The organism is Enterobacter sp. JBIWA005 (assembly GCF_019968805.1).
Taxonomy (GTDB): Bacteria; Pseudomonadota; Gammaproteobacteria; order Enterobacterales; family Enterobacteriaceae; genus Enterobacter; species Enterobacter vonholyi.
The window spans coordinates 786,316-801,884 of the sequence record NZ_CP074159.1 but is presented as its reverse complement, the minus strand read 5'-3'; the positions used below and the strand labels follow the sequence as shown (position 1 = coordinate 801,884).

Genomic DNA, 15,569 nt, shown 5'->3' with positions numbered 1-15,569 from the left:
CATAACAAAACACACTACGAGGTGTACCATTTTTACCCGAGTCGCTAATTTTTGCCGTAAAGTGCTAAGCCGCGAAGAGAGCATGGCGAACGATGCTATTGCACAGCCACACATGTCGGTTATTCCGCGTGAGCAGCACACAATTTCCCGCAAAGATATCAGTGAAAATGCCCTCAAGGTGCTCTATCGTCTGAATAAAGCGGGCTACGAGGCCTATCTCGTAGGCGGTGGAGTGCGTGATTTACTGCTGGGCAAAAAACCGAAAGATTTCGACGTGACGACAAGCGCCACGCCTGAGCAGGTGCGCAAACTATTCCGTAACTGCCGTCTCGTTGGCCGCCGTTTCCGTCTGGCTCACGTGATGTTTGGCCCGGAAATTATCGAAGTGGCAACCTTCCGCGGCCACCACGAAGCCGGCGCGTCCGATCGCACCACGTCACAGCGCGGCCAGAACGGTATGCTACTGCGTGACAATATCTTCGGCTCTATCGAAGAAGATGCCCAGCGTCGCGACTTCACCATCAACAGCCTTTATTACAGCGTGGCGGATTTCACCGTGCGCGATTACGTCGGCGGCATGCAGGACCTGAAAGAAGGTCTGATCCGTCTGATCGGCACGCCGGAAACGCGCTATCGTGAAGATCCCGTGCGTATGCTGCGCGCCGTGCGTTTCGCCGCCAAGCTGAACATGCGCATCAGTCCGGAAACGGCAGAGCCTATTCCGCGTCTGGCGACGTTGATTAACGACGTGCCCCCTGCCCGCCTGTTCGAAGAGGCCCTGAAGCTGCTGCAGGCCGGCCACGGCTTTGAAACCTACAATCTGCTGCGCGAATACAACCTGTTCCAGCCGCTGTTCCCGACCATTACCCGCTACTTCACCGAAAACGGTGATAGCCCAATGGAGCGGATGATTGCGCAGGTGCTGAAAAATACCGATACCCGCATTCGCAACGACATGCGCGTGAACCCGGCGTTCCTGTTTGCCGCGATGTTCTGGTATCCGCTACTGGAAACGGCCCAGCGCATTACCCAGGAGAGCGGGCTCGCCTATTACGATGCTTTCGCGCTGGCCGCCAACGACGTGCTGGACGAAGGCTGCCGCACGCTCGCCATTCCGAAACGTATTACCACTCTGGTGCGCGATATCTGGCAGCTTCAGCTGCGCATGTCCCGTCGTCAGGGCAAACGCGCCTGGAAGCTGATGGAGCATCCTAAATTCCGCGCAGCCTTCGATCTCCTGTCGCTGCGCGCGGAAATTGAACGCAACCAGGAGCTGCAGCGTCTGGCACAGTGGTGGGCAGAATTCCAGGTTTCCGCCCCGCCAGAACAAAAAGATATGCTCACCGGGCTGGATGAAGAGCCGGAACCGCGTCGCCGTCATCGTCGTCCGCGCAAACGCGCGCCGCGTCGTGAAGGGACAGCATGACCCTCGCCTGTATCGCCATCGGCAGTAATTTAGCCTCTCCGCTGGAGCAGGTGAATGCTGCCGTAAAGGCGTTGGGTGAGATCCCGCAAAGCAAGATTGTGGCTGTCTCCTCGTTCTACCGTACTCCGCCGCTGGGTCCGCAGGATCAGCCTGATTATCTGAACGCCGCCGTGATCCTTGAGACTGAACTGGGCCCAGAAGAGCTGCTGGACAATACCCAGCGCATCGAACTGCAGCAGGGCCGCGTTCGCAAAGCCGAGCGCTGGGGACCGCGCACGCTGGACCTCGACATTATGCTGTTTGGTCACGAGACCATTAACACTGAACGTCTCACCGTTCCGCATTACGACATGAAAAATCGCGGGTTTATGCTCTGGCCGCTGTTTGAAGTCGCCCCCGATCTTATCTTCCCGGATGGCACCCCACTCAAGTCCATTCTGAACAGCCTCAACGCGGAAAGACCCGCTCGCTGGTGATCGGGTTCCCTTGCTGATTAGCCTCAAAATAATTGTGGCTAATCGGTTACCTAAAATCATTGTTCCCTCGAATGTTACTGTTAGAATGCGCAAAGATTCGCTTTGGGCTATCAGGAAACAGTATGAAACCAACCACCATCTCCTTACTGCAGAAATGCAAACAGGAAAAAAAACGCTTCGCCACCATCACCGCGTATGACTACAGCTTCGCCAAACTGTTTGCCGAAGAGGGGATCAACGTCATGCTGGTCGGAGATTCGTTAGGGATGACGGTACAAGGACATGATTCCACCCTGCCGGTGACGGTTGAGGATATCGCTTACCATACCCGCGCCGTGCGCCGTGGCGCCCCAGCCTGCCTGCTGCTTTCCGATCTGCCGTTTATGGCCTACGCCACGCCGGAGCAGGCATTTGAAAACGCGGCAGCGGTGATGCGTGCGGGCGCTAATATGGTCAAAGTTGAAGGCGGCGCATGGCTGGTGGATACGGTGAAGATGCTTACCGAGCGTGCCGTGCCGGTGTGCGGCCATTTGGGTTTGACGCCGCAATCCGTCAACATCTTTGGTGGATATAAAGTGCAGGGCCGTGGTGATGCAGCCCAGACGCTGCTGGATGATGCCCTGGCGCTGGAAGCCGCAGGTGCCCAACTGCTGGTGCTGGAGTGCGTGCCGGTTGAGCTGGCGAAGCGCATTACTGAAGCTCTGTCGATTCCGGTGATTGGTATTGGTGCGGGCAACGTGACTGACGGTCAGATTCTGGTGATGCACGACGCCTTTGGCATCACTGGCGGACATATTCCAAAATTTGCCAAAAATTTCCTCACCGAAGCGGGCGACATGCGCGCTGCGGTCAGGCAGTATATTGCCGACGTTGAATCCGGTGTTTACCCGGGTGAAGAACACAGTTTCCATTAAGGAGTCTCGTTGTGCTAATCATTGAAACCCTGCCGCTGCTTCGCCAGCATATCCGTCGTGCGCGTCAGGAAGGTAAACGTATCGCACTGGTCCCGACCATGGGCAACCTGCATGACGGTCATATGAAGCTGGTTGACGAAGCAAGAGCCCGTGCAGATATCGTGGTGGTCAGTATCTTCGTTAACCCAATGCAGTTTGACCGCGCCGACGATCTGGCACGCTATCCGCGTACCCTGCAGGAAGATTGCGAGAAGCTAAAAAAACGCCATGCGGATATCGTCTTCTCACCTGCACCGGCGGATGTTTACCCGCAGGGTACTGAAGAGGCAACCTACGTTGACGTCCCGGGCATTTCCACAATGCTCGAAGGCGCGAGCCGCCCGGGTCATTTCCGCGGCGTTTCCACTATCGTCAGCAAGCTGTTCAACCTTGTGCAGCCGGACGTTGCCTGCTTCGGTGAGAAAGATTTCCAACAGCTGGCGCTGATCCGCAAGATGGTTGCGGATATGGGTTACGATATCGAGATTGTCGGCGTACCGATTGTACGCGCCAAAGACGGTCTGGCGCTCAGCTCGCGAAATGGCTACCTGACCGCCGACCAGCGTAAAATCGCGCCTGGCTTAAGCAAGGTCATGAATACCATGGCAGAACAGCTTCTGGCGAAAGAGTTAACTGCCGAAGAGATTATTGCTCTGGCTGAACAGGCGCTGAACGATAAAGGCTTCCGCGCTGATGATATTCAAATTCGCGATGCCGACACGCTTCTGGAGCTTACACAGACCAGCAAACGTGCAGTCATTCTGGTGGCGGCATGGCTTGGTCAGGCCCGCCTAATCGACAACAAAGTGGTTGAACTGGCGTAGGTTTCTCTACCCGGAAGATGAAAGGTAAACATAATGATTCGCAAAATGCTGCAAGGTAAGCTTCACCGTGTGAAAGTCACCCAGGCCGACCTGCACTATGAAGGCTCCTGCGCCATCGACCAGGATTTCCTTGATGCCGCGGGCATCCTTGAAAACGAAGCGATTGATATCTGGAACGTTAACAACGGCAAACGTTTCTCAACCTATGCCATCGCCGCCGAGCGCGGGTCTAAAATCATCTCCGTTAACGGCGCGGCAGCGCACTGCGCGGACGTGGGCGATATTGTGATTATCGCCAGCTTCGTGATGATGTCTGATGAAGAGGCACGCCGCTGGCAGCCGAAAGTCGCCTATTTTGAAGGCGACAACGACATGAAACGTACCGCGAAGGCGATTCCGGTTCAGGTTGCTTAAGCATTATCCCTGCGGCTGATTGCTGATCAGCCGCGACATTGTTTCCAGCGAATCCGTTCTTAAGATGTACAGGCGTTTCAGTAAGAACGGATTATCCCCCGGCTTCACCTTCCCTTTCACCGTCGTCACTGCCAGATGGAAACCGGCATCATTTGCCGCCTTTATCGCTTTATTGTCGTAGCCGCCAAACGGATAGGAAAGATAGAGCACGCGCGGGTTAAACTGCGCCAGCGCGCGACGCGAGCGTTCAAAATCAAACAAAATCACGTGATAGCTGCGGCTCAGTAAAATCGGGTGCTTATACCCATCCACGCGGTGCAGGAAGTGGGTATGAGACTGAATATCAAACACATCCTGAATGCCCTTAATCTCCTGCACGCTCATAAACTGCAGCGATTTAGGATCCCATTTCTGCGGGTGGCCTTTAATGCGGGAAGAGATAATAAATGCGGTAGCGTTGAAGCCGTACTCTTTCAGCACAGGATAGGCATAGCGGCTGACAGATTTCAGGCCGTCGTCAAAGGTTATTACCACCGATTTTGCAGGCAGGTTCATTTTGTTACGCACGTACCCTTCCAACTGGTACATCGTCAGGGTGGTATAGCCTTGATCGCGTAACCAGGCCATCTGGTTGTTAAACGCACGTACGCTGGTGGTCGTGGACGTATGTCGAAAGCGCGTGTTTTCTTCATCACGCAAAATATGATGGTAGGTCAGAACCGGAAGTCCATTATCTTCCTGCGCATCCAGGCTGCTGATCCACGCCAGACGATTGCCGATGCGGATCTGAAACCAGGTCTGATTCAGGCGGTCTTTCAGTTTGTTTAATATGGGATAGCGAAGATTGGCGCTTAATGTGCCGAACGGCGCGCTACCGCTCGACGGCGCGTTATACACCGGCGTGTCTTTCCAGGTAATGAGATTCTGATTGCTCAGGGGTTTATTGAGATCCCCGAGGCTGTCCTCGACGCGCTGTTTCCCCTGAACCGGCTCCAGGTGCCCTTTATCGATAAAACCCGTGCCAAAACCGAAGCGAAATTCATAGTAGTCCGCCGCCGCGGGCACAACGGCGAGGATCTGCCCGGCGCGCACGTTACCGACGTTGATCACGCTGTTTCCCACCTGCGCCCAGATCGCCGCGTCTTCGGTGGTTTGCATGTACTGGGCAGGCAGCGTTTGCTGACTGAGTAAACTGGCTGAGCTGACGCCGGAAATGAGCATCAATAGCAGGAAAAGAATGCGCGGTAGCATGGTGTCTTAATCGGTGCGGAAAACTGCCGCTATTGTAACAAATGAGACATCAATACCAACGTTTAATTCTTATACAAATCGTGGAGCAGGACGAAAGGAGGATTTTTTTGCTGCTGATGCCACAAGCTGCTGACGCCCGGAACGCCCTGTGCCACGATAGCCTGGCGAAACTCAGCGCTGCTTAAGGATCCACGCTGCGGATACATTAACGCCAGCAGGGAGAGGTTAATACCCGAGATCACTTCACAGCACGCGTGCTTATGGCTGAGCAAAGCGGCTGCGCGGTAAGGCGCCGCGCCCGATTTATCGGTAAGGAAAATCACCCCATCACCGGTGTCCGTTTCATGCAGGGCATCGCACATCATGCGGCTAAGCATGTTGGTGCTCAATCCGCGCCAGTAGTTTACCGCCCGGCATTGCACCAGCGGGCCAAATCTGGCTTCGAGCTTATCCAGCATTTCCTGCGCCTGTTCATCGTGGCAGGTGATAACCCATCCCAGCATAACTCTCTCCTTAGCAGGCAAGTAGTTTAGCGAAGTGAAGGTTAGCTTTCGGTGATAACTGTCAAAGAAAGTGCCCGGCAAACTAAACGTCGCCGGGCAAAAGATTAGCTGCGCAGACCGCGTCCGCGCTGGATCAGATACCAGCAGAGCAGGTAAAAGGCGATGATAAACACCACCAGCACCGCAACCGTGGTAAACAGCGGCACATCGGTAATGCCGAGGAAGCCAAAGCGAAAACCGCTGATCATGTAGACAATCGGGTTCAGGTGCGACAGCGCCTGCCAGAACGGTGGCAGCAGCGTCAGGGAGTAGAACACCCCGCCGAGATAGGTCAGCGGCGTCAGCACGAAGGTCGGAATCAGGCTGATATCGTCAAACGTCTTAGCGAACACAGCGTTCAGTAATCCGGCCAGCGAGAAGAGGATTGCCGTCAGGAGCAGCGTCAGCGCGACGAACAGCCACGAGTGGACCTGGAACGGCACGAAGAACAGTGAAATCGCCGTGACCAGGATCCCCACGCACAGCCCGCGCGCTACGCCGCCGCCAACATAGCCCGCGATAATGACGTGCGTCGGCACAGGCGCAACCAGCAGCTCTTCAATATTGCGCTGGAACTTAGCGCTGAAGAATGACGACGCTACGTTGGCGTAGGCGTTAGTAATCACCGCCATCATGATCAGACCCGGCACGATAAACTGCATATAGGTAAAGCCGTGCATTTCACCAATCCGGGAACCAATCAGGTTACCGAAGATGATGAAATAGAGCGTCATCGTGATGACCGGTGGCACCAGGGTTTGCACCCAGATACGCATAAAGCGGTTAATCTCTTTCGCCCAGATACTTTTCAGCGCGACCCAGTAAAGATGCGTCATGCCTTGTCTCCTTGTTTGTCCTGTACCAGAGAGACAAACAGCTCTTCCAGTCGGTTCGCTTTGTTACGCATACTTAAGACCTGAATCCCCTGCGCGCTCAGCTGCGAGAACACGCTGTTAATCCCCTGCTCGCGCAGCACTTCCACTTCCAGCGTCGAGGTATCCACCAGACGATACTGATACCCTTCAAGCTTCGGCAGCGGGCTTTTAGCCGCCAGATCGAGAATGAAGGTTTCTGATTTCAGCTTGGAGAGCAGATTCTTCATCGAGGTGTTCTCCACCAGCTCACCGTGCTGGATGATGCCGATGTTGCGGCAGAGCATTTCAGCCTCTTCAAGGTAGTGGGTGGTCAGAATAATGGTGGTGCCTTTGTCGTTGAGATCCTTCAGGAAGCCCCACATGGAGCGTCGCAGCTCGATGTCTACGCCCGCCGTTGGCTCATCAAGAATCAGCAGTTTTGGCTCGTGCATAAGCGCACGGGCAATCATCAGCCGGCGCTTCATCCCGCCGGATAACATCCGTGCGCGTTCGTTACGCTTTTCCCACAGGTCGAGCTGCTTGAGGTATTTTTCGCTCCGTTCAAGGGCTTCTTTACGCTCGACGCCGTAATAACCCGCCTGGTTAACGACGATCTGCTGCACCGTCTCGAACGGGTTGAAGTTGAACTCCTGCGGTACCAGACCCAGTTGGCGCTTGGCGTTCACCACATCTTTTTGCAGGTCGTAACCAAAGACGCTCACCCGGCCGGACGTTTTGTTGACCAGCGAGCTGATAATCCCAATGGTGGTCGATTTCCCCGCGCCGTTCGGCCCCAGAAGCGCGTAAAAATCACCGGCCTCTACTTTAAGATCTATTCCGCGTAGCGCCTGAACGCCGCCCGGATAGGTTTTTTTAAGCTGTTCAAGCTCCAGTGCAATTGCCATGAAATTAACTTACCTTCAGTTCTGACACACGTTGTGTGGTTTCATTAAAAGTCGGGTTACCCTATAGTAGCGCAACGCAATTACTCGGTTACAGGTCGCTAACCTCCATGAACAACATAGATACACTCATCAGCAACAATGCACTATGGTCAAAAATGCTGGTGGAGGAAGACCCCGGATTTTTTGGAAAACTCGCGCAGGCGCAAAACCCACGCTTTCTCTGGATTGGATGCTCCGACAGCCGCGTACCGGCGGAGCGCCTGACAGGCCTTGAGTCCGGCGAACTGTTCGTTCACCGCAACGTTGCCAATCTGGTGATTCACACCGATCTCAACTGTCTTTCTGTTGTTCAGTATGCCGTTGACGTTCTGCAAGTCGAGCACATCATCATTTGCGGCCATTACGGCTGCGGCGGCGTGCAGGCGGCGGTTGAAAACACGGAACTGGGGCTCATTGATAACTGGCTACTGCACATCCGCGATATCTGGTTCAAACATAGCTCACTGCTGGGTGAAATGCCGCAGGAGCGTCGCATGGATACCCTTTGCGAACTCAACGTGATGGAGCAGGTGTATAACCTGGGCCACTCAACGATCATGCAATCAGCGTGGAAACGCGGGCAGAAGGTCTCTATCCACGGCTGGGCGTACGGAATTCACGATGGTCTGCTGCGCAATCTGGAAGTGACTGCCACCAACCGCGAAACGCTGGAGCAGCGTTACCGTTCTGGGATTGCCAACCTTCAGCTTAAGCATGTGAATCATAAATAAAGCCGGGGATGTTCTCCCTCTCCCTGCGGGAGAGGGCCGGGGTGAGGGCATCAGCCCGCAATTACTCGTCCAGCAATACCACTTTCCCAACATACGGCAGATGGCGATAACGCTGCGCGTAGTCAATGCCGTAACCGACGACGAATTCGTCAGGAATTGAGAAACCCACGAACTCTACCGGCACCTGCACTTCACGGCGGTCAGGCTTATCCAGCAGGGTGCAAATCGCCAGCGATTTTGGCTCACGCAGGCTCAGGATCTCGCGCACTTTTGACAGCGTGTTGCCGGAGTCGATAATGTCTTCAACGATCAACACATCTTTGCCACGAATATCTTCATCCAGGTCTTTCAGGATTTTCACATCACGGGTGGTGGACATGCCGCTGCCGTAGCTGGAGGCGGTCATAAAATCGACTTCGTGGGGCACATGCACTTCACGGCACAGGTCTGCCATGAACATGAAAGAGCCACGCAACAGACCGACCAGCACCATTTCGCTGCCGCTGTCCTTGTAATGTTCGGTGATTTGACGACCCAGTTCGGCGATACGCGCTTTGATCTCGGCTTCCGGGATCATCACTTCAACAGTATGTTTCATATTACTAACCAAATGATTTTAATGAAAATCTCTCAATACGGATGAGTTAATATCCAGCACTGATACGCAAGCCCCTCATTATATCAGCAAATGGATAAGCCTGGCGTATGAGTTATAAAAAGCAAATATTGTGATTCCGATCACACTTGTTAATACCTATAATTAGTTGCTAGCAAATTATTAACAAAAACTGACGAGTACACTTTCTATGGCTGAAACAAACTCTAAACAGCCGCGTCTACTGGTGACATTAACAGCAGCGTTCGCAGCCTTCTGCGCGCTGTATCTGTTAATCGGTGGCGTCTGGCTGGTCGCTTTAGGCGGCTCCTGGTACTACCCGATTGCGGGCCTGGTGATGGTTGCCGTAACCGTCCTGCTGTTGCGTAGAAAACAATCCGCACTGTGGCTGTATGCCGCATTCCTTCTTGCCACCATGATCTGGGGCGTCTGGGAAGTCGGCTTTGACTTCTGGGCGCTGACGCCGCGCAGCGATATTCTGGTCTTCTTCGGTATATGGCTGATCCTGCCGTTTGTCTGGCGTCGCCTGATCGTGCCGTCCAGCGGTGCCGTTGCGGCGCTGGTAGTAGCCCTGCTGATCAGCGGCGGTATCCTGACCTGGGCCGGCTTTAACGACCCGCAAGAGATCAACGGTACGCTGAACGCAGAATCGACGCCTGCGGCGGCGATCTCTCAGGTCGCTGACGGCGACTGGCCTGCCTATGGTCGTAACCAGGAAGGCCAGCGTTACTCCCCGCTGAAGCAGATCAACGCGGACAACGTTAAAAACCTGAAAGAAGCCTGGGTATTCCGTACCGGCGACCTGAAGATGCCGAACGATCCGGGTGAACTGACCAACGAAGTGACGCCAATTAAAGTCGGCGATATGCTTTATCTGTGTACGGCGCACCAGCGTCTGTTCGCGCTCGACGCGGCCACCGGTAAAGAGAAATGGCACTTCGATCCGCAGCTGAACTCCAACCCGTCCTTCCAGCACGTGACCTGCCGTGGCGTCTCTTACCACGAAGCGCGCCCGGATAATGCGAGCCCGGAAGTCATTGCCGACTGTCCTCGCCGCATCATGCTGCCGGTCAACGATGGTCGCCTGTTCGCCATCAATGCCGAAACGGGCAAGCTGTGCGAAACCTTTGCCAACAAAGGTATCCTGAATCTGCAGACCAACATGCCTGACACCACGCCGGGTCTGTATGAGCCAACCTCACCGCCAATCATCACCGATAAAACCATCGTGATTGCCGGTTCGGTAACGGATAACTTCTCCACGCGTGAAACCTCCGGCGTTATCCGTGGTTTCGACGTGAATACCGGTAAACTGCTGTGGGCCTTCGACCCGGGCGCGAAAGATCCGAACGCGATCCCGTCGGACGAACACACCTTTACCTTTAACTCGCCAAACTCCTGGGCACCAGCGGCGTATGACGCGAAGCTGGACCTGGTCTACCTGCCAATGGGCGTTACTACGCCAGATATCTGGGGCGGTAACCGCACGCCGGAGCAGGAACGTTATGCCAGCGCTATCGTGGCGTTGAACGCGACCACCGGTAAGCTGGCCTGGAGCTATCAGACCGTACACCACGATCTGTGGGATATGGATATGCCGTCCCAGCCAACGCTGGCGGACATTACCGTTAACGGCAAAACCGTGCCGGTGATTTACGCCCCGGCCAAAACCGGCAACATCTTCGTGCTGGATCGCAGCAACGGCAAGCTGGTTGTGCCTGCCCCGGAAAAACCGGTACCGCAGGGTGCGGCGAAAGGCGACTACGTCAGCAAAACCCAGCCGTTCTCCGATCTGAGCTTCCGTCCGAAGAAAGACCTCAGCGGGGCAGACATGTGGGGCGCCACGATGTTTGACCAGCTGGTGTGCCGCGTGATGTTCCATCAGCTGCGCTATGAAGGCATCTTCACGCCGCCTTCTGAGCAGGGCACGCTGGTCTTCCCGGGTAACCTGGGGATGTTCGAGTGGGGCGGGATCTCCGTTGATCCTAACCGTCAGGTGGCAATTGCCAACCCGATGGCGCTGCCGTTCGTTTCCCGTCTGATCCCACGCGGTCCGGGCAACCCAATGGAACAGCCGAAAGACGCGAAAGGCAGCGGTACCGAAGCCGGCATTCAGCCGCAGTACGGCGTACCGTTCGGCGTAACGCTGAACCCGTTCCTGTCTCCGTTTGGTCTGCCGTGTAAACAGCCTGCCTGGGGTTACATCTCCGGTCTGGATCTGAAAACTAACCAGATCGTGTGGAAAAAACGTATTGGTACGCCACAGGACAGCATGCCGTTCCCGATGCCGGTTCCGGTGCCGTTCAATATGGGTATGCCAATGCTGGGTGGCCCAATTTCCACCGCCGGTAACGTGCTGTTCATCGCGGCAACCGCAGATAACTACCTGCGCGCGTACAACATGACCAACGGTGAGAAACTGTGGCAAGGCCGTCTGCCAGCGGGTGGACAAGCCACGCCGATGACCTATGAAGTGAATGGCAAGCAGTACGTTGTCATCTCTGCGGGCGGTCACGGTTCGTTTGGCACGAAGATGGGCGACTATATTGTCGCGTATGCGCTGCCTGACGAAAACAAGTAACTGAAAAGCCCGGTGGCGCTTACGCTTACCGGGCCTATGGATACGCTATGTAGGCCGGGTAAGGCGAAGCCGCCACCCGGCTTTTTTTATACGGTAAAGCCCAGCATCATCCCCGTATCTTCATGTTCCAGCAGATGGCAGTGCGCCATGTAGGCAAACTCCCTCGGCGCGTCGTGGTCAAACTTCACCAGCACCTCGCTGACGCCGCCCTCCACCTTCACCGTATCCTTCCAGCCCGCGCGATGCGCGTCCGGCGCTTTACCGTTCTCAGAGAGAATGCGGAACTGGGTGCCGTGGATATGGAACGGATGCAGCATCATGTCCCCTTCGCCTGAAATCACCCAGCGCTCAAACTGGCCCTTTGTCGCAGCAAACATCGGCGTATTCATATCGAACGCCTTGCCGTTGATCATATTGGCGTTGTGGAAATCAAAGCCATGGTCGCCGTGATTCATGTTCCCCATGCCGCCCATTTTTCCATGGTCCATATTCATATGGCCCATCATCTGCCCGTGATGCATTCCCGCCATCGCCTTATCGCCATATTTCGCCATCAGCGCCTGCATGCCCATCATATCGAGCATCGGGTTCATAGAGAGCTGCAGCTTGCGTTGCGTAAGCCCATCAAGCGACGGAAGTGCTGGCATAGTGGTTAACGTATCAGGGAGCGTGCCGGAAGCGGTCACCGGTAAAGGCTGGATACGCAGCACCGGGTGCGGCTTGTCAAACGGCGCGACCGCCATCCCCATCTGGCTAACCGGCAGCGTCACGAGGTCAAACGCCTTGCCGTCGCTGATGTCCACCAGCACCTCAAAGCGTTCGCCCATCAGCATCGGCAGCTCACTCAATTTCACCGGCTCCGGTAGCAGGCCGCCGTCACTGGCGACCACGTACAGCGGACGCTTATCGCTGGTGGCGAAGTTGAGGGAACGCGCGTTACAGCCGTTAAGCAGACGCAGGCGCAGCCAGCCCTTCGGCGCGGCGTGCTGAGGATAAATGGCGCCGTTGGTCAGCAGCGTGTCGCCAAACCAGCCTACCGCCGCGCTCATCACGTCCAGCTGGTAGTCAATTTGCCCGTCAGCGGTGAATTTCTTGTCCTGCACAATCACCGGCACATCGTCGATGCCCCACTGCTTCGGCAAGCGCAGCAGGCGGCTTTCGTCGTCTTCAATCAGCACCAGCCCCGCCAGCCCCATCGCCACCTGATGGCCCGTTTTACCATGCTGATGCGGATGGAACCAGCAGGTCGCCGCGCGCTGGTCGGGCGTAAAGGTGACGCTGCGCGAACCGCCCGCTTTGATGATGCCCTGCGGCCCGCCGTCCACCTCTCCCGGCACTTCCAGCCCGTGCCAGTGCAGCGTCGTCTCTTCAGCGAGCGTGTTGTGGATATCCACCGTCACCGCTTTCCCTTTACGCAGCTGAAGCGCCGGACCGAGCAAATTACCGTTATAGCCCCACGTCGTAGCGTTGTGCTCGCCGAACGTCGTGTTACCGGCCTGAACCACAAGCTGGATACGGCTTCGCGCATCAGCGGTCACTAAATCAGGAATGGGTAAGGCTGGCCTGTCGGCCGCGAAAACCGCGCGGCTCCAGAGAGGTAATGCGCTGGCAGCCCCCAGCACAGCGGAATATTTTAAAAAATCACGACGTTGCATGTTCATTTCCTTATTTCCAGCAGGCGATCTTTTGAGCATAAACCCTCCCCTTACCGGAAGGTCAAGTAAAGCGGCAATAATAAAGATCGTCGCACTGGCATCAAGTATGCTAACGTTAATTTTCCGTGAAGAAGTGGTAGAAGCAATGAAGACGTTTTTCAGGACAATTTTGTTCGGTAGCCTGATGGCAATGTGTGCGAACAGCTATGCGCTAAGTGAAAATGAAGCGGAAGATATGGCCGATTTAACGGCGGTTTTTGTATTCCTGAAAAATGATTGTGGCTACCAGAATTTACCCAACGGGCAGATTCGCCGCGCGCTGGTCTTTTTTGCCCAGCAGAACCAGTGGGATCTCAGCAACTACGACAGCTTCGACATGAAGGCGCTCGGCGAAGACAGCTACCGTGACTTAAGCGGTATTGGCATTCCCACTGCTAAAAAATGCAAAGCGCTGGCTCGCGACTCACTCAGCCTGCTCGCCTACGTTAAATAACCTTCCCGACGCCTCCTGTTGAACCTCTGGCCGTGCAACCACGGTTAGAGTTAGCTATCATGTTTCGCTCATTTTTTGCGAGCGTAACGGATGTTTACACAGGAGGAGTTCGCTATGGCCGACCACACGTTGTGGCATGAAACATTGCATGACCAGTTTGGTCAGTACTTTGCCGTTGATAACGTGCTCTATCATGAGAAAACCGATCACCAGGATCTGATCATCTTCGAAAATGCTGCCTTTGGCCGCGTGATGGCGCTGGACGGCGTGGTGCAAACCACCGAGCGCGACGAGTTTATTTATCATGAAATGATGACCCACGTCCCGCTCCTGGCGCACGGTCACGCGAAGCATGTTCTGATTATCGGCGGCGGCGACGGCGCAATGCTGCGTGAAGTGTCCCGCCATCGTTCCATTGAAACCATCACCATGGTGGAAATCGATGCGGGCGTCGTCTCTTTCTGCCGCCAGTACCTGCCCAACCACAATGCCGGCAGCTATGACGATCCCCGCTTTAGCCTGGTGATTGACGACGGCGTTAACTTTGTTAACCAGACCTCGCAGACCTTTGACGTGATTATCTCCGACTGCACCGACCCTATTGGCCCAGGCGCGTCGCTGTTCACTTCCTCGTTCTACGAAGGCTGCAAGCGCTGCCTGAACCCGGGCGGGATCTTCGTCGCACAAAACGGCGTCTGCTTCCTGCAGCAGGATGAAGCGCTGGACAGCCATCGCAAGCTCAGCACCTATTTCGAGGATGTCAGCTTCTATCAGGCGGCCATTCCGACGTACTACGGCGGGATCATGACCTTTGCCTGGGCAACGGATAACGACGTATTACGCCATCTCTCCACCGAAATTATTCAGGCCCGCTTCCATCAGGCAGGTCTTCAGTGCCGATACTACAATCCGGCTATTCATACCGCAGCGTTTGCTCTGCCGCAGTACCTGCAAGACGCATTATCCACTAAGGGGGTGAGCTAATTGAAAAAGCTTAAACTGCATGGCTTTAACAATCTGACCAAAAGCCTGAGTTTTTGTATTTACGATATCTGCTATGCCAAAACAGCGGAAGAACGCGATGGTTACATCGCCTATATCGACGAACTCTACAACGCCAACCGTCTGACCGAGATCCTGTCAGAAACCTGTTCCATTATCGGCGCAAATATCCTGAATATCGCCCGACAGGATTATGAACCCCAGGGCGCGAGCGTGACCATTCTGGTCAGCGAAGAGCCGGTTGACCCGAAGCTTATCGACAAAACGGAACATCCGGGCCCGCTGCCGGAAGTGGTTGTTGCCCACCTGGATAAAAGCCATATCTGCGTCCATACCTACCCGGAGAGTCACCCGGAAGGTGGGCTGTGTACGTTCCGCGCCGATATTGAAGTGTCGACCTGCGGCGTGATTTCCCCGCTGAACGCGCTGAACTATCTCATCCACCAGCTGGAATCGGATATCGTCACGATTGATTATCGCGTGCGCGGTTTTACTCGTGACGTCAACGGCATGAAGCACTTCATCGACCACGAGATCAACTCCATACAGAACTTTATGTCCGAGGACATGAAATCGCTGTACGACATGATGGACGTCAACGTGTATCAGGAAAACATCTTCCATACCAAAATGTTACTTAAGGAGTTCGACCTTAAGCACTATATGTTCCACACGAAGCCGGAAGATTTGAGCGAAGAAGAGCGTAAGGCGATTACTGACCTGCTCTGGAAAGAGATGCGCGAGATTTACTATGGCCGCAATATTCCGGCCGTGTAAGAACAAGCCGGAGCAGGGATGCTCCGGGCT

16 protein-coding genes are annotated in these 15,569 nt (G+C 55.1%); 10 read left to right on the top strand and 6 right to left on the bottom strand.

Going from position 1 to position 15,569, the window contains the following annotated elements; translation table 11 throughout:
• Positions 1-28 precede the first annotated feature (28 nt).
• From pcnB to panD, 5 genes are all read left to right on the top strand, one after another.
• On the top strand, positions 29-1,426 hold the full coding sequence (gene pcnB / locus KGP22_RS03760; protein ID WP_072254544.1) for a polynucleotide adenylyltransferase PcnB: 1,398 nt from the start codon (positions 29-31) through the stop codon (positions 1,424-1,426).
• Entirely contained in the window at positions 1,423-1,902 is a 480-nt protein-coding gene (gene folK / locus KGP22_RS03755; RefSeq protein ID WP_223581268.1) for a 2-amino-4-hydroxy-6-hydroxymethyldihydropteridine diphosphokinase, read from the top strand. The genes pcnB and folK overlap by 4 nt, the downstream gene beginning before the upstream one ends.
• Before the next feature lie 122 nt (positions 1,903-2,024).
• Entirely contained in the window at positions 2,025-2,816 is a 792-nt protein-coding gene (panB, locus tag KGP22_RS03750; RefSeq protein WP_045401071.1) for a 3-methyl-2-oxobutanoate hydroxymethyltransferase, read from the top strand.
• An 11-nt stretch (positions 2,817-2,827) separates the two neighbouring features.
• Complete coding sequence (gene panC, locus KGP22_RS03745; RefSeq protein WP_111964013.1) at positions 2,828-3,679, top strand: pantoate--beta-alanine ligase; 852 nt, start codon at positions 2,828-2,830, stop codon at positions 3,677-3,679.
• Positions 3,680-3,712: 33 nt separating this feature from the next.
• Positions 3,713-4,093 (top strand): aspartate 1-decarboxylase, encoded by a 381-nt coding sequence (gene panD / locus KGP22_RS03740; RefSeq protein ID WP_006810068.1) that lies wholly within the window; start codon positions 3,713-3,715, stop codon positions 4,091-4,093.
• Between the two features lie 3 nt (positions 4,094-4,096).
• On the opposite strand, the gene KGP22_RS03735 is transcribed toward panD, so the two are convergent.
• The 4 genes from KGP22_RS03735 to KGP22_RS03720 all read right to left on the bottom strand — a co-directional run bounded on the left by KGP22_RS03735 (position 4,097) and on the right by KGP22_RS03720 (position 7,645).
• Positions 4,097-5,344, bottom strand: a complete 1,248-nt coding sequence (locus KGP22_RS03735; protein ID WP_133293796.1) for a polysaccharide deacetylase family protein — start codon at positions 5,342-5,344, stop codon at positions 4,097-4,099.
• Positions 5,345-5,406: 62 nt separating this feature from the next.
• Entirely contained in the window at positions 5,407-5,847 is a 441-nt protein-coding gene (locus tag KGP22_RS03730; protein ID WP_023310429.1) for a PTS sugar transporter subunit IIA, read from the bottom strand.
• A 104-nt stretch (positions 5,848-5,951) separates the two neighbouring features.
• Positions 5,952-6,722, bottom strand: a complete 771-nt coding sequence (locus KGP22_RS03725; protein WP_023334536.1) for an ABC transporter permease — start codon at positions 6,720-6,722, stop codon at positions 5,952-5,954.
• Positions 6,719-7,645 carry an ABC transporter ATP-binding protein gene (locus KGP22_RS03720; protein WP_008501946.1) on the bottom strand — a complete coding sequence of 309 codons (927 nt, stop codon included), beginning with the start codon at positions 7,643-7,645 and terminating at the stop codon, positions 6,719-6,721. Before KGP22_RS03720 ends, KGP22_RS03725 begins: the two co-directional genes overlap by 4 nt.
• A gap of 107 nt (positions 7,646-7,752) precedes the next feature.
• On the opposite strand from KGP22_RS03720, the gene can reads away from it, so the two are divergent.
• Positions 7,753-8,415: a carbonate dehydratase gene (gene can / locus KGP22_RS03715; protein ID WP_223581267.1), complete on the top strand. Its 663-nt coding sequence runs from the start codon at positions 7,753-7,755 to the stop codon at positions 8,413-8,415.
• A gap of 61 nt (positions 8,416-8,476) precedes the next feature.
• Here the strand turns inward: can and hpt are convergent, their stop codons facing one another.
• Positions 8,477-9,013, bottom strand: coding sequence for a hypoxanthine phosphoribosyltransferase (hpt, locus tag KGP22_RS03710; protein WP_008501948.1), 537 nt, complete (start codon positions 9,011-9,013; stop codon positions 8,477-8,479).
• 208 nt (positions 9,014-9,221) lie between these two features.
• Between hpt and KGP22_RS03705 the strand changes: the two genes are divergently transcribed.
• The gene (locus KGP22_RS03705) at positions 9,222-11,612 is read left to right on the top strand and encodes a glucose/quinate/shikimate family membrane-bound PQQ-dependent dehydrogenase (protein ID WP_115876424.1); all 2,391 of its coding nucleotides are present in this window, start codon (positions 9,222-9,224) and stop codon (positions 11,610-11,612) included.
• Positions 11,613-11,698: 86 nt separating this feature from the next.
• Here KGP22_RS03705 and cueO read toward each other — a convergent pair whose 3' ends face one another.
• Positions 11,699-13,267, bottom strand: coding sequence for a multicopper oxidase CueO (gene cueO / locus KGP22_RS03700; protein WP_223581266.1), 1,569 nt, complete (start codon positions 13,265-13,267; stop codon positions 11,699-11,701).
• Positions 13,268-13,412: 145 nt separating this feature from the next.
• Here cueO and KGP22_RS03695 point away from each other — a divergent pair, with 145 nt between their 5' ends.
• The 3 genes from KGP22_RS03695 to speD all read left to right on the top strand — a co-directional run bounded on the left by KGP22_RS03695 (position 13,413) and on the right by speD (position 15,539).
• Positions 13,413-13,760, top strand: a complete 348-nt coding sequence (locus KGP22_RS03695; RefSeq protein WP_014882582.1) for a YacC family pilotin-like protein — start codon at positions 13,413-13,415, stop codon at positions 13,758-13,760.
• A 114-nt stretch (positions 13,761-13,874) separates the two neighbouring features.
• Positions 13,875-14,744: a polyamine aminopropyltransferase gene (gene speE, locus KGP22_RS03690; RefSeq protein ID WP_039265690.1), complete on the top strand. Its 870-nt coding sequence runs from the start codon at positions 13,875-13,877 to the stop codon at positions 14,742-14,744.
• Entirely contained in the window at positions 14,745-15,539 is a 795-nt protein-coding gene (speD, locus tag KGP22_RS03685; RefSeq protein ID WP_008501953.1) for an adenosylmethionine decarboxylase, read from the top strand. It abuts the gene before it with no gap.
• Positions 15,540-15,569 lie beyond the last annotated feature (30 nt).